General features: G+C 72.1%; 17 protein-coding genes and 2 riboswitches. Of the genes, 10 read left to right on the top strand and 7 right to left on the bottom strand.

What is annotated here, in order from left to right; all coding sequences use genetic code 11:
* Positions 1-104 precede the first annotated feature (104 nt).
* Positions 105-200: riboswitch (glycine riboswitch) on the bottom strand.
* A 109-nt stretch (positions 201-309) separates the two neighbouring features.
* From AB0E94_RS23635 to AB0E94_RS23625, 3 genes are all read left to right on the top strand, one after another.
* Positions 310-3,444 carry a PAS domain S-box protein gene (locus AB0E94_RS23635; protein WP_360329459.1) on the top strand — a complete coding sequence of 1,045 codons (3,135 nt, stop codon included), beginning with the start codon at positions 310-312 and terminating at the stop codon, positions 3,442-3,444.
* A gap of 8 nt (positions 3,445-3,452) precedes the next feature.
* Complete coding sequence (locus AB0E94_RS23630; RefSeq protein ID WP_360329457.1) at positions 3,453-4,919, top strand: GGDEF domain-containing protein; 1,467 nt, start codon at positions 3,453-3,455, stop codon at positions 4,917-4,919.
* A 63-nt stretch (positions 4,920-4,982) separates the two neighbouring features.
* The gene (locus AB0E94_RS23625) at positions 4,983-6,206 is read left to right on the top strand and encodes an ROK family transcriptional regulator (RefSeq protein ID WP_360329456.1); all 1,224 of its coding nucleotides are present in this window, start codon (positions 4,983-4,985) and stop codon (positions 6,204-6,206) included.
* Here the strand turns inward: AB0E94_RS23625 and AB0E94_RS23620 are convergent.
* Positions 6,148-6,999, bottom strand: coding sequence for a helix-turn-helix transcriptional regulator (locus tag AB0E94_RS23620; RefSeq protein WP_360329454.1), 852 nt, complete (start codon positions 6,997-6,999; stop codon positions 6,148-6,150). The two genes, AB0E94_RS23625 and AB0E94_RS23620, sit on opposite strands and share 59 nt — an antisense overlap.
* Before the next feature lie 129 nt (positions 7,000-7,128).
* Between AB0E94_RS23620 and AB0E94_RS23615 the strand changes: the two genes are divergently transcribed.
* The 3 genes from AB0E94_RS23615 to AB0E94_RS23605 all read left to right on the top strand — a co-directional run bounded on the left by AB0E94_RS23615 (position 7,129) and on the right by AB0E94_RS23605 (position 12,137).
* Positions 7,129-8,034 (top strand): NADP-dependent oxidoreductase, encoded by a 906-nt coding sequence (locus tag AB0E94_RS23615; protein WP_360329452.1) that lies wholly within the window; start codon positions 7,129-7,131, stop codon positions 8,032-8,034.
* Between the two features lie 118 nt (positions 8,035-8,152).
* Positions 8,153-9,178 carry a rhamnogalacturonan acetylesterase gene (locus AB0E94_RS23610; protein WP_360329451.1) on the top strand — a complete coding sequence of 342 codons (1,026 nt, stop codon included), beginning with the start codon at positions 8,153-8,155 and terminating at the stop codon, positions 9,176-9,178.
* 202 nt (positions 9,179-9,380) lie between these two features.
* Positions 9,381-12,137: a beta-galactosidase gene (locus tag AB0E94_RS23605; protein ID WP_360329449.1), complete on the top strand. Its 2,757-nt coding sequence runs from the start codon at positions 9,381-9,383 to the stop codon at positions 12,135-12,137.
* On the opposite strand, the gene AB0E94_RS23600 is transcribed toward AB0E94_RS23605, so the two are convergent.
* Entirely contained in the window at positions 12,115-12,618 is a 504-nt protein-coding gene (locus AB0E94_RS23600) for a GNAT family N-acetyltransferase (protein WP_360329447.1), read from the bottom strand. The genes AB0E94_RS23605 and AB0E94_RS23600 overlap by 23 nt on opposite strands.
* A 97-nt stretch (positions 12,619-12,715) precedes the next feature.
* On the opposite strand from AB0E94_RS23600, the gene AB0E94_RS23595 reads away from it, so the two are divergent.
* The 3 genes from AB0E94_RS23595 to AB0E94_RS23585 all read left to right on the top strand — a co-directional run bounded on the left by AB0E94_RS23595 (position 12,716) and on the right by AB0E94_RS23585 (position 15,650).
* A complete protein-coding gene (locus AB0E94_RS23595; RefSeq protein ID WP_360329445.1) occupies positions 12,716-13,684 on the top strand; it encodes a type II CAAX endopeptidase family protein in 969 nt (322 codons plus the stop codon).
* A 270-nt stretch (positions 13,685-13,954) separates the two neighbouring features.
* Positions 13,955-14,129, top strand: a riboswitch (cyclic di-AMP (ydaO/yuaA leader).
* The gene (locus tag AB0E94_RS23590; RefSeq protein WP_360329443.1) at positions 14,128-14,673 is read left to right on the top strand and encodes a transglycosylase family protein; all 546 of its coding nucleotides are present in this window, start codon (positions 14,128-14,130) and stop codon (positions 14,671-14,673) included. Its footprint overlaps the riboswitch before it by 2 nt.
* Positions 14,674-14,753: 80 nt before the next feature.
* The gene (locus tag AB0E94_RS23585) at positions 14,754-15,650 is read left to right on the top strand and encodes a phosphotransferase (RefSeq protein WP_360329441.1); all 897 of its coding nucleotides are present in this window, start codon (positions 14,754-14,756) and stop codon (positions 15,648-15,650) included.
* Between the two features lie 205 nt (positions 15,651-15,855).
* Here the strand turns inward: AB0E94_RS23585 and AB0E94_RS23580 are convergent, their stop codons facing one another.
* The 4 genes from AB0E94_RS23580 to AB0E94_RS23565 all read right to left on the bottom strand — a co-directional run bounded on the left by AB0E94_RS23580 (position 15,856) and on the right by AB0E94_RS23565 (position 18,876).
* Positions 15,856-16,581 carry an MFS transporter gene (locus tag AB0E94_RS23580; RefSeq protein ID WP_360329439.1) on the bottom strand — a complete coding sequence of 242 codons (726 nt, stop codon included), beginning with the start codon at positions 16,579-16,581 and terminating at the stop codon, positions 15,856-15,858.
* Positions 16,473-17,246 carry an MFS transporter gene (locus AB0E94_RS23575; protein WP_360329437.1) on the bottom strand — a complete coding sequence of 258 codons (774 nt, stop codon included), beginning with the start codon at positions 17,244-17,246 and terminating at the stop codon, positions 16,473-16,475. Before AB0E94_RS23575 ends, AB0E94_RS23580 begins: the two co-directional genes overlap by 109 nt.
* Before the next feature lie 73 nt (positions 17,247-17,319).
* Complete coding sequence (locus AB0E94_RS23570) at positions 17,320-17,799, bottom strand: MarR family transcriptional regulator (protein WP_360329435.1); 480 nt, start codon at positions 17,797-17,799, stop codon at positions 17,320-17,322.
* Positions 17,800-17,943: 144 nt separating this feature from the next.
* Positions 17,944-18,876 (bottom strand): hypothetical protein, encoded by a 933-nt coding sequence (locus AB0E94_RS23565; protein ID WP_360329433.1) that lies wholly within the window; start codon positions 18,874-18,876, stop codon positions 17,944-17,946.
* A gap of 246 nt (positions 18,877-19,122) precedes the next feature.
* Here AB0E94_RS23565 and AB0E94_RS23560 point away from each other — a divergent pair, with 246 nt between their 5' ends.
* Positions 19,123-22,572 carry a S8 family serine peptidase gene (locus tag AB0E94_RS23560; protein WP_360329431.1) on the top strand — a complete coding sequence of 1,150 codons (3,450 nt, stop codon included), beginning with the start codon at positions 19,123-19,125 and terminating at the stop codon, positions 22,570-22,572.
* On the opposite strand, the gene AB0E94_RS23555 is transcribed toward AB0E94_RS23560, so the two are convergent.
* Entirely contained in the window at positions 22,557-23,507 is a 951-nt protein-coding gene (locus AB0E94_RS23555) for a helix-turn-helix domain-containing protein (protein ID WP_360329429.1), read from the bottom strand. The genes AB0E94_RS23560 and AB0E94_RS23555 overlap by 16 nt on opposite strands.
* Positions 23,508-23,529: the final 22 nt, after the last annotated feature.

The raw sequence follows: 23,529 nt of genomic DNA, 5'->3' as shown, positions 1-23,529 counted from the left end.
GGGCCTCCCTCGCTCTGTCATCTCTGCCTGAGAGGTTCACCGCCGTGCGGGCGGCTTGCACCGTGGGCGCAGCTCGTCGTAAAGAGCTGACTTTCCAGAGTCGCCTGACCGTCGCGGTACTGGGTGCCTGAGAGATTCTGAGGGAGAAGTTGCTCCTTCGGCGCCTCGCTGACCTGCGAGGACTCTCCCGCGGCGGGGTCGCGGCGAAGTATTCGGTTGTGCTGTCGTCACCTGTTCCCAGGACCCTACCGCACGCCGGTGTGTGGTTCGGCTCTCAATTGTTCCGGCCTTGTGACGATGGGGCCCTCGATGAACACGATCGCGCTGGCCTCCGGTCCACGGCTCGACCCGTCGTCGCCCGTTCTCGACCAGATCACCACCCTGGCCACCCGTCTCACCGGTGGCCGGGCCGCGCTGGCGATTCTGGAGTCCGGCGTGGCGATCGCCGGCGGTCTGGACGGGCTCGACCCGGCGCCGGAGCCCGGGCTCTGCTGCCGCCAGGTGATCGAGGCCGGTACGCCGCACGTGCGCACCGACACCTGGCTCGGTGTCCCGCTGTGTGCACCGGACGGCCGGCCGGTCGGCGCGCTGCTCGTCCTCGACGACCGGCCGCACGACTGGACCGGCGCCGACGTCGAGGTGCTGGAGGGCCTGGCCGTCGTCGCCGCCGGGGAGATCGCGGCCCGGGCCGCCGCCACCGAGGCGGCCCGATGCGCCGAGCAGCTGCGCCGGATCCTGGACAGCACCCTGGACGCGTTCGTCGCGGCCGGCCCCGACGGCGAGGTCACCACCTGGAACCGGTCCGCCGAGCGGATGTTCGGCTGGAACGAGCTGGACGCCCTGGGCCGCCCGATCGACGAGCTGATCATCGCCCCGGACCACCGGGACCGCTTCCGCGGCTGGCTCGACGAGGTGACCCGGGACGCCGACGACGGCGGGCAGCGGGCCGAGTTCCGGGCCGTGCACCGCGGCGGCCGGCAGTTCCCGATCGAGATGTCGTCGACGGTGATGGGCGCGTTCATCCGCGACATCACCGCCCGGCAGCACAGCGAGCGGATGCGGCGGCTCGAATACGCGGTCGCCGGGGCGCTCGCCGCCGCCCAGAACGTGGAGCAGGCCACCGACACGGTGCTCGCCGCGGTCGGGGAGGGGTTGCGGTGGCCGTACACCGAGTACTGGCACCTGGACACCCGTAAGGCCAAACGGCTGGTCCGGCTGGCCGCGTGGTCGCGGGACGTGGCGATGACCGAGCCGATGCGGGCGGTCCGGGAGGTGACCCGCGGCAGTGGTGTCGTCGGGCACGTCTGGGAGACCGCGGCCGCGTGCTGGTCCACCGACCTGTCCGCCTCCGACGGGCCGCGCGCGGTCGCCGCCAAATCGGCCGGGTTGCAGAGCGTGGTGGCGGTGCCGGTCCGCAACGGTGTCGACGTGGTCGGGGTCCTCGCCGTCTACGACAGGCGGCGTGCCGAGTCCGACCCGGAGGTGCTGGCCGCCCTGGACACCGTCGCCGCGCACATCGGCCAGTACGTCCACCGCCGCCGTGCCCTCGACCTGGAACTGGAGCTGGCCCGGGCCCAGCGCGGCTTCGACCGGATCGTGGCGAACCTCAGCGACTTCCTGTGGACGGTCCGGATCGCCCCGGACGGCACGGTCCGGATGGTCTACGCCAGCCCCGACAACACCGGCATCTTCGGCGGTCCCGCGCCGGCCGGCGGCGACCTGGGCATGGCGATGGCCGAGATGATGCACCCGGACGACCGGGCGGCGTTCCTCGCGTTCCGGCACACCCTGACCACCGGGCAGACCGCCGAGACGGTCTGCCGGCTGATCGGCGGCGACGGCGTGACCCGCTGGGTGTGGACCCGCGGCCAGCCCCGCCGGGAGAACGGCGTGCTCTTCGTCGACGGCGTGTGCAGCGACGTCACCGAACGGCACCGGGACAACGCCCGGCTTCGCCAGCAGGCCGAACTGCTCGACCTCGCGCCCACCGCGGTGATCGTCCGCGACCTCGACGGCCGGATCACCTACTGGAACCGGGGCGCCGCGACCGTCTACGGCTGGCGGCCGGACGCGGTGGTCGGCTGCAATCTGCACCGGCTGCTCGACACCCGGTTCCCGGAGCCGCGCGAGCAGGCCGAGGAGTCGCTGGCCGGCACCGGCCGCTGGCACGGCGAACTCGACCACCTGCGCAGCGACGGCACCCGCATCGTCGTGCTCTCCCACCAGAGCGTCCAGTACGACGACGCCGGCGACCCGCTGGCGATCCTCGAGTTCAACGTCGACGTGACCGCCCGCAAACAGGCCGAACGGCGTCTCGCCGACAGCGAGGAACGACTGCGCACCCAGTTCTCGCTGGCCACCGTCGGCCAGGCGACGATCCGGCTGGACGGCCGCTTCCAGCACGTCAACCCGGCGCTCGCCGACATCCTCGGCCGCCAGGTCGGCGACCTCGAACAACGCACCCTCGACGACATCACCCACCCCGACGACCGGGCCGGCAACCACCGGGCCGCGGCCATGCTGTTCACCGAGAACGTGCCGTCCGGCCGGCACCTGCGGCTGCTGCACGCCGACGGTCAGGTCGTCGACGCCGAGGTCGGCATGTCGCTGGTCCGCGACAGCGACGGCCAGCCGGCCAGTTTCATCGCCGTCGTCCAGGACGTCACCGCCCGCCTGGCCGCCGAACGGGAACGCGACGCCGCCGCCGCGCTGCTCGGCGTGCGCAACGACGAGCTCCAGGACACCAACGGCCGGCTGGCCGAGGCCAACGCCCTCAAACTCGACCTGATGGGCATGCTCTCGCACGAGATCGGCACCCCGCTGAACACCATCGGCGGGTACGCCGACATGCTGCTCGCCGACACCGGGCAACTCGTGCCGGCGCACCGCAAGGCGCTCGAGGTGATCGCCCGCTCCACCCGGCGGCTCAACCTGCTGCGTGCCGAGATCCTCACCATGTGCACCATCGACGCCGGTCAGCTGCACGCCGAACCGGAACCCGTCGAGGTCGCCGCGGCCCTGCACGAGGTGGTCGCCGGGCTCGGCCTGCACGCCGAGGTGACCTGCCCACCGGACCTGGCGGTGCTCGTGCACCCCGGCCACCTCCAGCAGATCATCACCAACTTCTGCACCAACGCCGACAAGTACGCCGGTGGCGTCACCGCCATCACCGTCCAGCCGGCCGGTGTGAACGCGCTGATCAGCGTGCACGACAGCGGGCCGGGTATTCCGGAGCCGTTGCGGCCGTACCTGTTCGACAGGTTCACCCGGGCGACCGGCGCCGACATGACCATCCAGGGCACCGGGCTCGGCCTCTACATCGTCCGCGGCCTGGCCGAGGCGAACGACGGCACGGTCGGCCACACACCGGGCCACCCGAACGGCAGCATCTTCACGCTCACCCTGCCGGTCGACACCGGGCCCGTACCGTCACAACCCGGCTAGGAGTCCACATGCCGGTTCTTCCGGTGGCCGTCGTCTCGCTCACCGCGGTGCTCGGCGCCGTCTTCGTGGCGCCCCTGGGCAGCACCGCCGTGCTCGCGGTCGTCTGCTGGGTCGCCGTCGCCGTGTTCGCCACGGCGATGACCTGGTACGCGTACCGCGCGGTCCGCCTGATGCCGGACCCCACCTCGGAGCGCCGTTTCTGGCGCGCCTTCGTGGCCGCCGGGGCGATGTTCAGCGTGGCCGACTGGATCCAGGTCGTCACCACGCTGGCCGACCCGGCGTCGCTGCACGCGCTCACCGGCACCGGCATCCCCCGGACGGTGGCTCTGGCCGCGGGCGGCGCCGTCGTGATCGGGGTGATCGCCACCTACCCGCTGCCGCACCGGTCGGCCCGGGACCGTCTCTGCTACCACCTCGACCTGGCCACCGTGGTGACCGCGGTCGGGGCGGCCGGCCTGTACTGGGCGATGACCGGCTCGTTCGGCGCCGGGCAGGTCGCCGGGGTGGCCGCCCCGGTGGTCGCGATGCTGCTGGCGTTCGTCGTCGGGCGTCTCTACCTCAGCGGGGCGGCGCCGTTCCGCTGGCACATCGGCGTGATGGGGCCGGTCGCCGGAACCCTGGAGAGCCTGGCCCGCACGCTGGGGCCGGAGCTGGCCCGCGCCGGCCGTCCCGGCCCGGTCTTCGCGCTCAGCCTGACCTGTCACGCGATGCTGCTGATCGCGGCGTGGCTCCAGTACCGGCGGTTCCGGACCGGGCGGGTGGCGGCGCCTGTCGCGCGGCGTCGTCCGTACAGCCCGATGCCCTATCTCGCTCTTGCCGGGATCCACGTCCTGCTGATCGCGGTCCTGTCGACCCGCGGTCTGGATCTTCGGGCCTGGGCGCTGCAGGCCGGGGCGGTGCTGTGCACCGGCATCGTCGTCGTCCGGCAGCTGACCGCGTTCATCGACAACGCGCGGCTGCTCGCCGAACGCGACAGCCTGACCCGGCGGCTGCACGCCATGGCGTTCACCGACAGTCTCACCGGCCTGGCCAACCGGGCCTGCTTCCTGGACCGGCTGGAGGTGGCCCTGGACGGTTCCGGGCCGGCCGGGGTGCTGCTGATCGACCTGGACGATTTCAAACCCGTCAATGATCGGTACGGCCACGCCGCCGGCGACACGGTGCTGGTCGAGACGGCCGCCCGCCTCCGTGCCGCGGTGGGTCCCGACGATCTGGTCGCCCGGCTCGGCGGTGACGAGTTCGCCATCCTGCTCGACCGGCCGCCGCCGGGCGCCCTGCCGGCCGTGGCCGACCGGATCATCGCCGCCGTCGACGTGCCCTGCCCGCTGCCGGGCGGGGCGGTCGTCACCGTCCGGGCCAGCGTGGGCGCCGCGGCCGCGATCACAGGTGACGCCTCTCACCTGCTCAACCTGGCCGACCAGGCGATGTACCGGGCGAAGAGCCGGGGCAAGGGCGCCTTCGAGATCGCCGCCTGACGATGGCCCCGGTAGGGTGGAGATCCCCACCGGTAGACCCCCATCGGTAAGGACACACCCGCAGTGAGCAGACATCGTGCGAGCCTGGGCACGCTGTTGCGGCACGTGCATCTGAGCGGCCCGCTGTCCCGGGCCGCCCTCGCCGAGCGGATGGGTGTCAACCGCAGCACCATCCTGGCCCTGACCAGCGAGCTGGCCGCGGCCGGCCTGGTCCGCGAGGAGAACCCGGAGGCGGTTCTGGGCGCCGGCCGGCCGTCGTTCGTGGTCCGCCCGGAGACCGGCCGGGTGTTCGTGCTCGCCTTCGACGTGGCGGTGGACCGTCTCGTCGCGGCCCGGGTCGGGCTCGGCGGCACGATCCTGGACCGGCGCGAGACACCCCGCCCGCGGACCGGCGCCGACCTGGACATGGTGGTCGGCGGCCTGGCCGCGCTCGGCCGTGAGCTCTTCGGCACCGCGCCGCCGGGCACGGTCTGCGCCGGCGTCGGCGCCTCCTACTGCGGCATGATCCGGCCCGGCGACGGCATGGTCCGGTATGGTCCCGAGCTCGGCTGGGTCGACCAGGCGTTCGGCGCCGAGCTGGAGTCGGCGCTGGGCATCGGCCTGCCGGTCGCCGTTGGCAACGAGGCCCACCTGGGCGCGCACGCCGAGTTCGTCCGGGGCGCCGGGATCGGCTCGCCCGACCTGATCTACCTGCACGGCGACGTCGGCGTGGGCGGCGGCATCCTGGTCGGCGGCCGGCTGCTCGGCGGCGAGAGCGGCTACGGCGCCGAGGTCGGGCACATGCTGGTCAACCCGCGCGGCGGCCGGGAGTGCCTGTGCGGTTCGCGGGGCTGCCTGGAGGCCGAGACGGGGGAGTACGCGCTGTTGGCGGCGGTCGGCCGGTCCGGCGAGTCCGGCCGGGAGGCGGTCCGGGCCGTGGTCCGCGAGGCAGCGGACGGCAAACCGGAGGCGGCGGCCGCGGTCGCCGCGATCGGTGACTGGCTGGGCATCGGCGTCGCCAACCTGATCAACCTGTTCAACCCGGGTGTGGTCGTCTTCGGCGGCACCCTGCGCGAGCTGTACGCGGTTGCCGCCCCGCAGGTGGGCGCACGGATCGCCGGGCACGGCATGCCCGTCTCCCGGGACCGGGTCCGGCTGCTGCCGTCCGGCCTGGGCGACGACGCGACCCTGATCGGCGCGGCCGAGAAAGGCTTCGACGCCCTGCTCGGCGACCCGCTCGGCGCCCTGCTCAGCGTGCGAACGTCTCCGGCCCGACCACCCGCAGCAGTTCCAGGTGGCCCGCGGTAGAGCTGCCCGGCGGCGCGGTGAGCAGCACCAGCCGCTGATCCTCGGCCGGGGTCAGCAGCGTCTCGCAGTCGAGTTCGAGCAGCCCCACGGTCGGGTGCTGGACCAGCAGCCGGCTCTGCCGCCGGACCGCGACCTCGTGCCGGTCCCACAGCCCGGCGAACTCGTCGCTGCACCCGCGCAGCCGCTCCACCAACGACATCGCCACCGGATCGGAACCACGCCGGGCGACCGCGGCCCGCAGGTCGGCGACGTACACCTGGCTCAGGTAGTCGTGCTCGCCGACCGGATGGGCCAGCCGGATCCGCGGATCGTTGAACCACCGCCACACGATGTTGTGATCCTGCTCGTGGTCGTGGCGCATCGGCGGGCAGATGTCGCCGAACAGGGTCTCGGCCAGCGCGTTCTGCGCCAGCAGGTCACCGAGGTCGCTGAGCACCTGCGCGGGCACGCCGGTCAGCTGGTCGAGGAGATAGAGCAGACCCGGGCGTACGTGACTGCCGGCCAGCCGCCCGGCCGGGGGACGGTGCCCGGCCAGCAGGTACAGATGGTCACGTTCGTCGTCGCTGAGCCGCAGCGCCTGCCCCAGCGACCGCAGCACCTGCGGTGACGGCTGCGGGCTGCGCGCCTGTTCCAGGCGCATCAGATAGTCGGCCGACATGCCGGCCAGCATCGCCACCTCTTCCCGGCGCAACCCTGGGGTACGCCGCCGGGGCCCCGCCGTGAGCCCGACCTCCGACGGACGCAGCCGTTCCCGGCAACGGCGGATGAAGTCGGCCAGCTCACGTCGGTCCATGACTCACATGCTCGCGCACCCGCCGGATCGCAGCCAAGGATCGTCGGTCCTAGGGAAACCCGTCCGCTCCACAACCGTCCGCCGCCGCAGCAGCCTGGGTGCCACAGCAATCGACGAGAGGTGGCAGTCATGGAAGCGATCGTCTTCGACGGTTTCGGTGGGCCCGAGGTGCTGCGGGTGGCCGAGGCCGACGTTCCGCAGCCGGGTCCCGGCCAGATCCGGCTGCGTGTGGTGTCGGCCGGCGTCAACCCGGTCGACTACAAGATCCGTAACGGGTGGCTGGCCCAGGTGTTCGCCACCGAGTTCCCGTCGACACCCGGCTGGGAGGCGTCCGGTGTGGTCGACGCGGTCGGTGACGGGGTGACCGGGCTGGCGCCTGGCGACGAGGTGTTCGGCTTCACCGACACCGGGTCGTACGCCGGATACGCGCTGGCCACCATTGTGGCCCGCAAGCCGGCCGGGCTGGGCTGGGACGAGGCGGCCGCGCTGCCGGTGGCCGGGGAGACCGCCCAGCGGGTGCTGGACGAGCTGGCCGTCACGGACGGCGAGACGGTCCTCATCCACGGCGCGGCCGGTGGGGTCGGCGGGGTGGCGGTCCAGCTGGCGGTGGCCCGCGGGGCGACCGTGATCGGCACCGCCTCGGCAGCCAACCACGAGTACCTGCGGTCGCTCGGGGCGGTCCCGGTGGCGTACGGCGACGGTCTCGTGGACCGGGTCCGGGCCGCCGCGCCGCAGGGTGTCGACGCGGTCTTCGACGCGGCCGGGCAGGGTGCCCTGGAGGCGTCGGTGGAGCTGCGCGGCACCACCGGCCGGACCGTCACGATCGCCGACGCGGCGGCGGCCCAGCAACTGGGCGTCCCCTACTCGGCCGGCGGCGAACGCAGCGCCGAAGCCCTGGCCGTGCTGGCCGACCTGGCCGTGGCCGGGAAGCTGCGGGTCGAGGTGGCCGAGACGTTCGCCCTCGCCGACGCGGGCAAGGCCCAGGATCGCAGCGCCACCGGTCACGTCCGCGGCAAGCTGCTGCTGCGCCCCTGACCGCGAATGCGCCGGGCCGTTCCGCGCACCGCTTTTGCGTGGGAGCGTCGGCAGATGGCTTGACTGATCGGGTTTCATCGATGTAAACGTTTCAAATCCGCCGAGAGGAGAAACGTCGATGAAGCGAACCCGAGCGCTGGCGCTGACCACCGTCGCAGCCGCGGTGGTGGCAGTGCCCGGCCCGGCGCTGGCCGGCGGCCGGGGGGACATCCCGGGGGAGTGCACGGGGGCCGCCCCGGTCGTCTGCCACTACGACGTGCCGCCCGGTGAATACGCCGTCTCGGTGGTCCTCGGCGGCCCGGAGGCCGCGGGCAGCACCGCGGTGCAGGCCGAGGCCCGCCGGATGATGGTCGCCGAGACCGGCACCGAGGCGGGCCGGTACGCCCGCCGGTCCTTCATCGTCGACGTCCGCGAGCCCGAGGGTGAGCCGACCCTGCCGGCGGTCGGCACCCCGGGCCTGACCCTCACCTTCAGCGGCGCCGCCCCGCTGGTGCGCCGGGTCACCGTCCGGCCCGCGCCGCACCGGACCCGGCAGCTCTTCCTGGCCGGTGACTCGACCGTCTGTGACCAGGCCGTCGTGCCGTACACCGGCTGGGGCCAGGCGATCCCGCAGCACCTGCCGCACGGGCTGGTGGTCGCCAACTACGCCGACTCGGGGGAGGGCTCGGCCTCGTTCCTGGCCGATCCGCGGCTGTGGGCGACGATGCTGCCCCGGGTCGGGCGCGGAGACGTGGTGGTGCTCCAGTTCGGGCACAACGACAAGGCGACGACCGCCGAGGACTACCGGGCCAACCTGACCCGGATGGTCACCGAGTTGCAGGCGCTGCACGCACGGCCGGTGCTGGTCAGCCCGCCGGTGCGCCGCCTGTTCGACTCGACCGGCGCCCTCACCCCGGTAGCGAAGCATGTCAACGGGCTCGGCGTGGACCTGCCGGTGGAGATGGCGGCGGTCGCCACCGAACTGGGCGTGCCCTACATCGACCTGACCGCGGACAGTGCCGCGCTGGTGGAGGCGCTCGGCCCGGAGGACTCCAAGCCGATCTTCCTGTACAACGAGAAACGCGACAACACCCACTTCTCCGAGTACGGCGCGGACCAGATCGGCCTCCTGGTCCTGGCCCGCCTCAAAGACGCTGTGTGGTGACGTGCGGTCGGTTTCGCGCCGCGGCTGGGCACGGTCGCGTTGTGTGGTGACGTGCGGTTCGTTTCGCGCCGCGGCTGGCCACGGTCGCGTTGTGTGGTGACGTGCGGTCGGTTTCGCGCCGCGGCTGGCCACGCGGACAGGCCGGTTTCGACACGCGGGAAAGCGCTTGCCCGAGTAAATACGTTTCAGAAAGATGAAGGTCATGCGCGCTGATCTAGAGGTTGCCGGGCCGCACGGCCCGATTCCGGTACGGGTCTACGAGCCGGCCGGCCAGGCGGAGGCGGTGCTGGTCTGGGCGCACGGCGGCGGCTTCCGGCACGGTGACCTCGACATGGCCGAGGCCGACATGGTCAGCGCCGAGCTCTCCCGCCGGGCGAATGCGATCGTCTTCTCGGTCGGCTACCGGCTGGCGGTGGACGGGGTGCGCTACCCGGTGCCGATCGACGACGTGCACACCGTCTGGACCTGGGTGACCGCCCGCGACGACCTCCCCAACCGCCGGGCGCTCGGCGGCGCGAGCGCGGGCGCCGCCCTGGCCATCGCGACCGCGCTCCGGACGACGCCGGTTCAAGACGCCGAAGTGCCCGCACCACGGGCGGCCGGGGACCGGCCCGATCTGCTCCTGCTGGCCTATCCGTTCGCGCACTTCCCGACGCCGATGCTCGGGCACGGCCGCACGCTGGACGGCGTCGAGGACATGGTCCGCAACTACGTGGGCCGGATCAGCGACCTCCCGCCGGACGCGCTACCGGGCGCCGCCCGCCTCGACGGGCTGCCCCCGGCACACATCCTGCTGTCCGAGTTCGACGACCTGCGCCCCTCCGGTGAGCTGCTGGAACGGCAGTTGCGGGAGGTGGGCGTGCCGGCCGAGTCGTTCGTCGCCCCGGGCACCACGCACGGCCACCTGAACCGGCCGCACGACGTCCCGGACTCGGTGGACGCCTCGCTCGGCTTCTTCGCGGCCGCGCTGCGCGCACCCCGGGAGGCCCCGCGATGGCTGCGGCGCGAAGGGGAGCCACGGATCGAGTTCGGCGCCGACTACAACCCGGAGCAGTGGCCGCGCGCGGTGTGGGACGACGACGTCCGGGCGATGCGCGAGGCCGGGGTCACCATCGTCTCGCTCGGCATCTTCTCCTGGGCGCGGCTCGAACCGGCCGAGCGCCGCTACGACTTCGGCTGGCTCGACGAGGTGATCGACCTGCTGCACACCAACGGCATCCTGGTCGACCTGGCCACTCCGACCGCGTCGCCGCCACCGTGGCTGACCACCAAGCATCCGGAGATCCTGCCCGTCGACCGGGACGGCCGGACCGTCTGGCCCGGCGCCCGCCAGCACTGGCGGCCCACCTCACCGGTCTTCCGCGAGCACGCGCTGCGCCTGGTCCGGGTGCTCGCCAAGCGGTACGCGGACCACCCGGCCCTGGCCGCCTGGCACGTCAACAACGAGCTGGGCTGCCACAACGTCCACGACTACTCGGACGACGCGGCGCGCGCGTTCCGGATCTGGCTGCGCGAGCGCTACACCGACCTGGACGGTCTGAACGCGGCCTGGGGCACCGACTTCTGGTCGCAGCGGTACGGCGAGTGGGAGCAGATCCTGCCGCCCCGGCATGCGAACGGCCCGGTCAACCCGACCCAGCAGCTCGACTTCAAACGGTTCTCGTCGGACGCGCTCAAGGACCACTACCTCGCCGAGCGGCGGATCCTGCGGGAGATCACCCCGGACGTGCCGGTCACCACGAACTTCATGGTCGCCGGTCCGATCAACGAGATGAACTATCCGGACTGGGCGGCCGAGGTCGACTTCGTCGCCAACGACCACTACACCAGGCCCGGCCCGCAGTCGCGTGACGAGCTGTCCTTCTCGGCCAACCTGTGCGGCAACCTGATCCCCGGCCGCCCCTGGTTCCTGATGGAGCACTCCACCAGCGCGGTCAACTGGCAGCCGGTCAACGTGCCGAAACTCCCCGGTGAGCTGGCCCGCGACTCGCTCACGCACGTCGCCCACGGCGCCGACGGCGTCTGCTTCTTCCAGTGGCGGCAGTCCCGGGCGGGCGCCGAGAAGTTCCACTCGGCGATGCTGCCGCACGCCGGGAAGAGCAGCGCGATCTTCGAGGCGGTCACCGATCTCGGCGCGCGGTTGCGGTCGCTGTCCGCCATCACAGGCTTCTCGCGTACGCCGTCCGCAGTCGCCGTGGTGATCGACTACGAGTCGTGGTGGGCCGCCGAGCAGGATGCGCACCCGACCGACCGGCTGCGCTACCGCGACGAGGCGCTCGACTGGTACACCGCCCTGCTCGACCACGGCATCCGCGCCGACGTGGTCCCGGTCGCCGCCGACCTGACCGGATACCGCCTGGTGGTGGCCCCGATCCTGCACCTGGTCCCGGCCGCGTTGAAGCAGCGCCTGGAGGACTATGTGGCGGGCGGCGGCCACCTGGTGACCACCTACTTCTCCGGGATCGTCGACGAGTTCGACCACGCCTGGCTCGGCGGTTACCCGGGCGCGCTGCGTGATCTGCTCGGCATCCGGGTCGAGGAGTTCGCGCCACTGCTCGACGGCGAGTCGGCGCCACTGTCGAACGGCGCGATCGGCACGCTCTGGTCGGAGCGGGTCGAGGTGACCGACCCGGCGACGAAGGTGCTGGCCGCCTACACCGGTGGCGGGGCGGCCGTCACCCGCCGCGAGGTGGGTGCGGGCTCTGCGGCGTACATCTCGACTCGTTTGCGGCCGCAAGGCCTGCTCTTGATCCTCGACGACCTGCTGATCCCGGCCGGGGTGACCAGCGAGCTGCCGCCGGACCTGCGTGGCAGGGTGGAGCTCGCGGTCCGCGGCCCGGCCCGTTTCCTGATCAACCGAACCACCGACCCGGTCGACCTGTCCGCTGTGGCCGGCGCGCCGGAGACGCTGCCGGCCCGCGGTGTGGTGGTGCTGATCAGCCCCGATACTCGCGGATGACGTCGTCGCCGGCGCGGCCGGTCTCCACGAAACCGGTCTTGGCGGCGACCGCGGCCGACGCGTGGTTGTCCGGGTGGTGCCGGATGATCAGGCGCTCGATGCCCGGCAGCGACAGGGCCACCCGGGTCAGGACGGTCACTGTGGCGGTCATCCGGCCCCGGCCCGCCCACGGGGTCCGCAGCCAGTAGCCGATCTCCAGGATGCCCGGGCCGGGTTCGGTCATCAGGCCGACCGCGCCGATCAGGTCACCGACGGCGGTGAACAGCGCATAGTTGAACTCGGTGCCGGCCGTCCAGTTCGCCACCGACCGCTCGGTGAAGGCGCGGGCCTCGGCCAGGCCGTAACCGGGGGTGGCGAACGGCAGGAACGGCGCGAGTTCGGGCTGCGACTCCTGGACGGCGGCGGCCAGTTCGGCCGACCATTCCGGTTCCCATCGTTTGAGGACCAGATCACCGGCATTGATCATCTCGGGTGGTTCCATGATCGGTATTCTGCCGGACACCTATATCTCAGGTTAGGTGCCCGAATCCGGCTGCGGCCAGATCCGCCGGGACGCCCCGGTCGGAAGACTCATCGGCATGACGATTCCTCCGCCGTCCGGTATCCCGTACCACCGTCTCGCTCGTACCGCCGCTCATCGTTGGTGGCGGTTTCCGCTGGGGACGCTCTTCATCGTCGCCGTCGTCTTCGCGGCGATGATCGCCTTCGTGATCTTCACCGAGATCTTCGGCCGCCCGGGCGGGCCGGACGGCATGGCGACGCTCGGCGCGCTGCCGGACCTCGCGCTCGGCTTCCTGTCGATCGCGGTGGCCCTGCCGGTGACCATGGTGGCGGCCTTGTGGATCCAGCGGCGGGCGCCCGGGACGCTGTCGTCGGTGGCCGGGCGGATCCGGTGGCGATGGCTCGCGGTCTGTCTCGGCGTCGCCACCGTGACCATCATCCTGTTCCTGGGCGGGATCACCGGGCTGTCCGTGCTCACCGGGGAGGACGCCGGGCTCGACGATCCGCTGGCCGGCTGGGGGCCGTTCCTGGTGTCGGCGGCGGTGCTGCTGGCCGTGGTGCCGTTCCAGGCGGCCGCCGAGGAGTACCTGTGCCGGGGCTGGCTGTTGCAGGGCCTGGGCGCCTGGCTGCGTGGCCCGTGGCTGCCGATCCTGGTGCAGGCGGCGGTGTTCGCGGCGCTGCACGGCTGGGGGACGCCGTGGGGTTTCGCCGACCTGATGCTCTTCGGCGCGGTGGCCGGGTGGGTGACGGTGCGGACCGGCGGGCTGGAGGCGGCGGTCGCCCTGCACGTGATGAACAACCTGCTCAGCACGTTGGTGGCGGCGGCGTTCGGGCAGCTGGCCATCGACGAGACGGCGGCTGACATGCCGTGGCAGGGGTTCGCGGTCGACGTTCCCATTCTGATCGGGTTCGCCGCGGTGATCATCTGGCTGGCGGGCCGGCGGCGGCTTCCCGCGGCGACGCCGATTGTCGTCTATCCGACCGTGGCCTACGGCCCGTGGCGGCCGGCGCACGCCGAGGACGGCGCCGCGGCGGGCATCCGATGACGGCGCGCCGAGGGCCGTCCGGCGTCCGGCGAAGGCCGTCCGGTTTCCGCTCCGAGGGGCCGTCCGGCTGCCCGGCCGAGGGTGCCCGTCGCCCACTGAGGCGGCAAAAGTCGCCATGAAAAGTCTCATAAACGCTGTTTCGGAAATTTCCGGGCGCTAACAAGATCAAACCGGGCAAATACTGAGAAGAACGTCACTATCGAGGGCCGTGAGCTTGGCTTGCGGCCCTTCGTCATGGTTACCGTCGGGCCGTCCCGCGACGCGGGCACTGTGGACGGACCGCCGAGTCCTGCCCCCGTCCACAGACTCGATGGGAGGGCAGGAGCGGGGGACCCACTTTTTGCGGCGCGCGGGATGCGCGCCTTGGGGTGAAGCCGTGTGCACGCGGCCGGGACGATCTTCCCGAACCCGACAGCTCACCTCGCAGGCGTGGAGGATCATCCATGTCTGGTAGTAGACGAATCCGCCTTGCCCTGGTTCTGGCGACCGCCGGAATCACCGGAGCCGGCGTCCTGCTCGGCCCGGCCACCCCGGCTCAGGCCGCGCGTCAGGTCAACTGGGACGTCGTCGCCAAGTGCGAGTCCGGCGGCAGGTGGCACATCAACACCGGAAACGGGTACTACGGCGGCCTTCAGTTCAGCCGCAGCACGTGGAAGTCGAACGGCGGCGGGAAGTACGCCCCGACCGCGGACAAGGCCACCAAGGCCCAGCAGATCGCCATCGCCAACAAGCTGCACGCCAAGCGCGGGCTGAGCCCGTGGCCGGTCTGCGGCAAGAAGGCCGGTGTCTACAAGACGACGAAGTCGACGACACCGAAGAAGAAAGCGAAGGCCACCGGCAAGACCTATGTGATCAAGTCCGGCGACACCCTGGCCTCGATCGCGAGGAGATACAAGGTCAAGGGCGGCTGGCGTACGCTCTACGCGTTGAACAAGAACACGCTCCGCAGCCCGGCCCTGATCTTCCCGGGCCAGCGCATCCGCCTCTGACCGAAGTCCTGCCGCCCGGCGTGCCAGGTGCGCTCGGACTCGGACCGGTCACCGGCTGCGTGCCGATCACGCTCGGCCTGATGAACCAGAACTGGCGCGTCGAGACCGCGTCCGGGGTGTATGCCGTCAAGCGACTGCACGACGCCACCCCGGACGCGGTCCGCCGCCAGCACGAGCTCTTTCCCGCCCTGGCCGTACACGGTCTGCCGGTGCCCACGCCGTCCCGGCTGGCCGAGGTGGACGGTCACTGGTATGCCGCAGGCCCGTGGCTGCCCGGCGAACACTGCGGCGACCTGTCCGTACCGGCCGCCCGGAACCTCGGCGACCTGATCGGCCACCTGCACCACCGGCTGAGCGAGGCCCTGCCCGCCGTTCCGCCGGAGCTCCACGACGAGCCACCACTCGTCCCGTTCGCCTTCGCCGAGTTGACCCGCCTCGGCAGCGCCGCCGCGGCCGGGTCGACCGACTTCGACGCCTTCGCCGTCGCTGAGATCAGCCGCCGGCTGCGCCTGCTGGCCGACCTGGCCCACCTGCCGCCCCGCCCCGGCCCGGTGCGCCCGGCCGGCTGGACCCACGGCGACCTCAACCATCTCAACCTGCTGTTCACCGGCGACCGCTGCACCGGAGTACTCGACTGGGATCGTCTGGGCGTCCGTCCGTACGGCCTGGAGGTCCTGCGTACTGCCGTGATCCTGTTCGCGGTGGGGCGCGGTGACGATTCCACCGGGGTCGACCTCGACCGGCTGGCCGCGTTCGTCGCCGGGTATCGCGGCCGGATCGACATCAGCGCCGCCGAACTCCGCGACGCGGCTCACCGGCGCTGGTGGGACTACGCCACCGACACCTATTTCCTGCGCCGCCACTACGACCGGCGCGACACGTCCTGTGACCACCTGTTCCGCAGGTCGTCCGCGGTGCTCCGCTGGTGGACGGCACACCGCGCCGACCTGGACGCGGCCCTGACCAGCCGTCGCTGAGCCCGGTAATCCCACCCGCATTCCAGCGGTGAGCGACGGCTCGCGGTCTCGGCCGTCGCTCACCGCGGTAATGGCGCCCGCATTCCGGTGGTGAGCGACGGCTGGCGGTCTCGGCCGTCGCTCACCGCGGTATTGCCGCCCGTATTCCAACGGTGAGCGACGGCTGGCGGTCTCGGATCGTGAGTCGGCGGGTCACGCTTCCAGGTCACGAACGGACGGGCTCGGCGGCCGGGGCGGCGGCACGCGGCCGGCGTAGCACCGTCACCGCCACCAGCAGCCCGGCCACCAGCAGCGCGGCCGACGTGGCGAAGGCCAGCCGATACCCACCGGTCAGCGCCGCCGCCGCGGACTGCCCGTCGGTCAGCAGCCTGCCGGTACGGGACGCGGCCAGCGTGGACAGCACCGCCACCCCGATCGCCATGCCCACCTGCTGGGTGGTGTTGAACAGCCCGGACGCGAGCCCGGCGTCGCTCTCCCGCGCCCCCGACATCCCGAGCGTCGCCAGCGCCGGCAGCACCAGCCCGCCCCCGGAGATCAGCAGCATCACCGGCAGCAGGTCGGTGACGTAGCCGGCCTGTACCGGGATCCGGGTGAGCAGGCTCATCGCCCCGATCAGCAGGACCAGCCCGGCGATCAGTGTCGTCCGCGCACCGAACCGGGCGCTGACCCGCGCCGACCCGAACAGCGACACGGCCCCGATGCCGACCGCGGCCGGGAGCATGGCGAGCCCGGTCTCCAGGGCGGTGTAGCCGAGCACGTTCTGCATGTACAGCGCGACCAGGATCTGGAAGGCGAACATCCCGGACAGTGCGAGCATCTGGGTCAGGTTCGCCCCGGTGACGTTGCGGGAGCGGAGGATCCGCAGCGGCATGAGCGGGTTGGCGGCGGTCGCCTGCCGGGCCACGAACCCGGCCAGCAGCGCGAGCGACACCACCCCGGTCCACCAGTGCCGCCTTCGACGACCGTGTAGATGCCGAGCATCAGCCCCGACGTGACCAGCACGGCCCCGGCGACGTCGGCGCCCGCGGACAGCCCGAGTCCCCGGTCGTGGGGCAGCACCCGTACCGCGAGAAGGATCGTGGCCAGGCCGATCGGCACGTTGATGAAGAAGATCCACGGCCAGCTCAGCGTGTCGGTGAGCACCCCGCCGAGCACCTGGCCGATGGACGCCCCGGCCGCTCCGGTGAAGCTGAAGATCGCGATGGCCCGGCCGCGTTCCCCGGTGTCGGTGAAGATCGTGACCAGGATGCCGAGCACCACGGCCGACGCCATCGCGCTGCCGACGCCTTGGAGGAACCGGGCCGCGATCAGCATGCCCGGCCCGGTGGAGAGCCCGGCCAGCAGCGAAGCGCCGGTGAAGACCGCGTTCCCGGCCAGGAACATGATCCGCCGCCCGATCAGGTCGCCGAGCCGCCCGGCGAGCAGCAGCAGCCCGCCGAACGGGATCAGGTACGCGTTGACCATCCAGCTCAGCCCGGCCGGGGAGAAGCCGAGGTCCTGCTGGATGGCCGGCATCGCCACGGTCACGATGCTGCCGTCGAGAATCGTCATCAGCCCGGCGGCGGACAGGACGCCGAGCGCGGTCCAGCGATGCATGAGAGAGCCTCCCCATCGGTGTGATGAGAAGGACGCTAGCAGATAGTTTTGTTGTAGACGATCCCTGTCGGAACTACTTGGCGCGCTCCCGGGCCCGGCGGCCACCCTCGGCCGGTGTCGCGAGATGCCCGGTGGCCAGCCGGTTCAGGGCCCGGACCAGCACCACCCGCTCGTCGGCGGGTATCGAGTCGAGCGCCTCCCGGTGCACCCCGTCGACGATCTCCTGACTCTGCCGCGCGACCTCGGCGCCCGCGGGAGTGACCGCGATGATCCGGGCCCGCCGATCGGTGCTCGACGGCCGCCGCTCGGCATACCCGGCCTTCTCCAGCGCGTCCACGGTCACCACCATGGTCGTCTTGTCCATGTCCCCGAGCTCGGCCAGCTGGATCTGCGTCCGCTCCTCCTCCAGCGCATGCACCAGCACACAGTGCATCCGCGCGGTCAGCCCGATCTCGGCGAGCGCCGCCGCCATCCGCGTCCGCAGCACATGACTCGTGTGATCAAGAAGAAACGACAGGTCCGTCGCGGTCCTGGCCGGGGCCATCGCAGTCATCCGCCCAGGTTAGTTCCAAGACAGATGATCCGCTTCCGGTACGCTCCACCGCCGCCCCGACCACACCCACCCAGCCCCGGGCCTACCCCGCGACGCAGGCGGCCCGTCCCGGCCGCAACGCGACCGCCGGGCCGAATGCGTCCGTCACGGGCAGTTCTCCTCGATCTCGAGTGGGTGGTCGGCTCGCAGCAACTCCTCCGGATCCTCGGAGGGCGCGGGACCGGGCGCGCCGAACCGGGTCGGCCCGAACAGGCCCTTCTCCGCCGCCGCGCAGTCGACCATCCCCAGGTAGGACCGCACCTTGCCGACCCACAGCCCGTTGTCGTCGGCGCGCAGGTTCTTCGGTGCCGGAAGCGTCCACTCGATCTCGTCGTGGATGACGGCGATCGGCCGGTCGACGCCCTCGAAGGCGTACACCCAGACGAAGTTGGTGGTGATCCGCAGTTCGCGGAGCCCGTCACGGACCCGCGACGTGTACGCCATCCTGCCGCTGACCCGGGGCTCATGATCGGGGTCGAGTTGCGCCGCCGGATCGATCCAGGTGGCCAGGTTGACGTAGGTCGCGTCGCTGAACCATTTGCTGATGCCGGCCCGCTGGTTGGGCGCGAGCAGCGCGAGCAACTCGTCCGGGTCGTGCCCGGTCAGCATGGTGGAGTCGAGCCGGCTGGCGATCATCGCCCGGCGCACCTGCTGAAGCGCGGCGCTGACCTGCGCCGCGCTGAACCCGGTCACCGCCTTCGCCGCCGGCAGACTGATGCCGGCAGCGCCTTTCGGGTAGGAGGCGGCGGGCGTGTCGGCGAACGGGTCGGTGATCGAACCGTTCTCCGGGATCGTCCCGGAGACGCCGTCGCCCGGCGACCGGGTCGGCTCGGCGGCCGGCGCCGGCCGGTCCCGCACCATCGCCAGCCCCGCCGGGACGGTGAAGCCGAGCGCGACCAGCGCGGCCAAACCGACCAGGACGACCGGCACCCGCCCGGCCACCAGCCGGCGCAGCCGCTCACGGCGCACCTTCTTCTCCGTCTTGGCGGCCCAGTCGTGCAATCCGTCGAACGGATCAGGTGCGTCCTGCTGGCTCATGGCTCCGTCTCGAACACATCGACGAAATGAAGTATCGATCAGTATGGCCAATCAGCCGCCCCGGCGCGGCCCGGTGCCGCGACAGACGATCTTGTCCGTCCCGTCACTCACTTCCGGTGGCGGGAGGAACAGCGGCGCTCTGTGTCCACATCGCGCCATGGCCAGGGCCCGTCAGGGGCACGAAACATCTGTGACGAGATAGGAACCTGATGATGCGTGCAGTGAACAACGCATTAAGGAGTTTCCATGCTCGGTCGTCTGCTGGCCGTCGTCCTGGTCGGCGTCGCCGCGTTGCCGGCCCCGGCGTCAGCCGCGCCCGCCGTGCCGGCGCGTGCCACTGAAGCACCGCCGGAGCAGGTGATCACCCTGGTCACCGGCGACACCGTCCGCATCGGGCAGAGCGCCGGCGGCCGGCACACCGCCGGTGTCACCCCCGCGCCCGGCCGGGAACGCGTCACCTTCCACACGCTGGAGACCGACGGCGGGCTGCGCGTGGTGCCGTCGGACGCGATCCCGCTGATCCAGAACGGACGGGTGGACGCCGAGCTGTTCGACGTCGAGCGGTTGCTCGCCGAAGGCTACGGCGACACCGCGAACGGCACGCTCCCGCTGATCGTCACCGGGACCGGCGCCGGCCTGCGTACCACCGGCGCCGCGCTGGGCAGCATCGGCGCTGTCGCGGTCCGGCCGGCCAAGAGCTCCCTGGCGGACTTCTGGAAGACGGAGACGGCCGGCTTGCGGATCGCCGGGCAGCGGCGGATCTTCCTGGACGGGCGGGTCGCGCCGGTGCTGGACCGCAGCGCCGCGCAGATCGGCGCCCCGGACGCCTGGTCGGCCGGGCTGGACGGGCGCGGTGTGAAGGTGGCGGTGCTGGACACCGGCGTCGACGCCGGGCACCCCGACCTGGCCGGGCGGATCGCCGCGACGGCCAACTTCAGCAGCAGCGCCGACGTGGTGGACCGGTTCGGTCACGGCACCCACGTCGCGGCCACCGTGGCCGGCAGCGGCGCGGCCTCCGGCGGTACCCGCAAGGGCATCGCCCACGGTTCCCAGCTGCTGATCGGCAAGGTGCTCGGCGACGACGGGTACGGCTACGAGTCGGAGATCATCGCCGGCATGCAGTGGGCCGTCGACTCGGGCGCGAAGGTCGTCAACATGAGCCTCGGCGGATCCGCCACCGACGGCCTCGACCCGATGAGCCTGGCCGTCGACGAGTTGTCGCAGTCCAGTGGCACGCTGTTCGTCGTCGCCGCCGGCAACGAGGGCGCCGCGTCCAGTGTGGGCACCCCGGGCGCGGCGGACAGCGCGCTGACCGTCGGGGCGGTCGACCGCGACAACCGGATCGCCTCGTTCTCCAGCCGGGGACCACGGCTCGGCGACCTGGGCCTGAAACCGGAGATCACCGCGCCCGGCGTGGGCATCGTGGCGGCCCGGGCGGCCGGCACGACGATGGGCGAGCCGGTGGACGCGAACTACACCGCCGCCGACGGCACCTCGATGGCCACCCCGCACGTGGCCGGCGCGGCCGCGATCCTGGCCCAGCAGCATCCGGACTGGTCCGGGCAGCGGATCAAGGAGGCCCTGGTCAGCACCGCGGTGACCAGTGCGAACGCGACCGTGTACGACCAGGGCGCGGGGCGGGTCGACCTGACCCGGGCGACCACCCAGCAGATCACCGGCACCCCGGTCGCGGACTTCGGGCGGCACGTGCTGGGCGAATCGGCGGGCAGCGTCACCCGTACCGTCGAATATCGCAACACCGGAACCGGCCCGGTGACGCTGTCGCTGCAATCGCCCGCGGCGGTGACCTTGAGCGCGGCGACGGTGACCGTGCCGGCCGGCGGGACCACCGCGGTGACCGTCACCCTGAAACTGGCCGGGGCCAAGCCCGCTCAGCTCAGCGGCTGGCTCACCGCCACCGCGACAGGCGTGCGGGTGACCACCGCGATCGGCGGGATCATCGACGGGCCGTCCCGCACGGTCAAGGTGCGTGCGGTCGACCGGGACGGGTCGCCGGTGCAGGTGCCGGCGCTGACGATCTTCGGCGACGACGGCCGGTTCGACGTCCTCGGCTCGATGGGCAGTGCCGGCGAGACCTTCGCGCTGCAGGACGGCGCCTACATCCTGACCGGCCTGATCGAGCTGGGCCCGAGCGGCGACGAGGTCGCCTACGTCGTCCTGCCGGAACTGGAGATCACCGGCGACACCGAGATCGTGCTGGACGCCCGGCAGAGCCGGCCGATCCGGATCGAGACGCCGAAACCGGCCGAGCAACGGTCGATCCTCAGCTACTACGCGCACCGGGTGACCGGCAGCGGCCGGTCCATCTCGCACGGGGTGATGCACTTCGCCGGCATGCGTGCGGTCAACACCACCCCGACCGCGCAGGTCCGGAAGGGAACGTTCGAATTCTCCTCCCGGTGGCAGCTGTCCGCGCCGGTCGCGCAGGCCGACGGCCTGGACATCCATCTGGTGTACGACTCACCCGCGGCCGCCGGGACCCGGCGCTACGAGGTGGTCGAGCAGAACGCGAAGAACCTCCGTGGCAAGGCCGTGCTGATCGACGCGAACTATGACGCGCCGGTCGACCAGATCGGGCGGGCGGTAGCCGGCGGCGCCGCCGTGGCGGTGCTGATCCAGCCGGCCGACCGCAGCGGATGGGCGGCCTGGAACCCGAGGGCCACCGAGCGGCTGCCGATCGTGACCGCGCAGGTGCCGTTCGAGGACGGCGCGAAACTGCGCCGCAAGGGCTCGCTGACGCTCACCCTGACCACCGGCGATCCCTATCTGTACGACGTGTTCCAGGCCGTGCCGGGGCGGATCCCGGCACAGGTCACGCACCGGGTGACCGCCGCCAACAGCATGCGGATCGACACGTCGTACGCCCACAACGGCGGCGAGCCGTGGGTGCGTGAACAGCGGTTCGGCTGGCGCCCGTGGCAGGACTACAGCTGGAACGACACGTCCCGCTCGGTCCGCACCCCGTCGGTGCGGCAGGAATGGGTGTCGGCCGGTGACACGATCTGGCAGCACATGGTGCACAGCGCCTACCCGTGGGGCGACTTCGGCCAGCTCACGAACGGTTTCGTCGAACCGGCCGGCAGCTACCGGGCGGGCAGCCGCACGGAGATCTGGGGCGGCGCGGTGGTGCGGCCGGCCGACCTCGGCTCCGAGCGGGCCGGTGAGGTGCTGCGACTGAACGTGGCCGAGTTCGTGGACGGCGACGGACATGCCCAGCCCGGTGGCTACGGCGACGGCGTGACGGCGAGACTGTGGCGCGACGGCACGCTGATCCACGAGGGCACGACCGGGACCGTCGACGTGACGACCACCCCCGGGAAGGCGCCGTACCGGCTGAAGGTCACCACCGGACGCTCGGACGACGAATGGGTGTACGGCACGGCGACCGACACCGAGTGGACCTTCACCTCGGCCAAGGCGGGCACGCTGCCGCTGCTCGGCGTCGATTACCACGCCCACCCGCTCGGCGTACGCCTCGACTTCACCGCCAAGCTGAAGTCGCTGAAGGTGGAGGTCTCCACCGACGACGGCCGGGTCTGGCGGCCGGCCCTGGTGATCGCGTCCTCCGCGCTCGTGGCCCCGGGCAGGTCCCCGGTGTCGCTGCGGGTGACCGCTGCCGACACTGCCGGGAACACGCTGAAACAGACCGTGATCCGCGCCTACGGCCGGGGCTGAACCCCGGTCAGCCAGTCACGGCGGGCCGCCTGATAGGCCAGGCCGGTGCGGGAATCCACACCGGCCTGGTCCATCAACCGGTCGATACGCCGCTGGACGGTCCGTTTGCTCACCCCGAGATGCGTGGCGATCGACTTGTCCGGCATCCCCGCCACCACCAGCGACAACAGCCGGGTGTCGACGCCCGCCGGCCCCTCCGCCCCGGCCAGCGGGGTCGACCGCTCCCAGTAGCTCTCGAAGAGCGCGACCAGCGCGTCGAGCAGCTCACTCGACCGGATCAGGGCCGCGGTCGGCTCGCCCACGCCGCGGGACTCGTCCGGCACCAGCGGGCAGATGGCCAGCTCGCGGTCGGCGATCGCCAGCCGGACCGGGAGGGCCGGCAGCGTCCGCGCCTGTTCCCCGGCGGCCACCGACTCCAGGATGCTGTCCAGCTCACCCGGCCGGTCCAGCAGCTCCCGTTCGTAGATCGCCCGGTAACGGACGCCCCGGGCCAGTGCGGAGCCCTCCTCGGTGTTCTCGGTCCCGGCCATGGCGAGCGGGTTGGCCCGGCAGAACCAGAGAATCTCCTCCCGGGCGTCGTTCTGCATCTCGCGCAGCCGCTGCCGCAACGGACCGGCCCCGACGACCACACTGACCAGATGCTCGGAGTCACGGCGGCGGGCGTGCGCCCGGTACTCCTCGCTCAGCGCGGCCACGAACTGCTGCGCGTTGCGCAGATCCTGCTGGCGGCGCAGCAGGGCGTCACCGAGCGCGACGTCGGCGGGCACCGGCTGGTATTCCGGCCCCGGCCCGGTCAGCCCCTTGGCCCGCAACGACTCCAGCACCGCCGCCGCGTCCTCCGGCGGGACAGCGCCATGGGCGACCAGATCGGCGGCCCCGGCCCGGCCGAGACGCACCAGCAATCGATAGGTACGCTCCTCGACCTCGCTCAACATGCCCGCCACAATAGCCACGAGT

It is taken from the genome of Actinoplanes sp. NPDC026670 (assembly GCF_040638175.1).
In the GTDB taxonomy this organism is placed as follows: Bacteria; Actinomycetota; Actinomycetes; order Mycobacteriales; family Micromonosporaceae; genus Actinoplanes.
The sequence above is the reverse complement of the archived record's forward strand: the minus strand, read 5'-3'. Positions and strand labels throughout refer to the sequence as shown.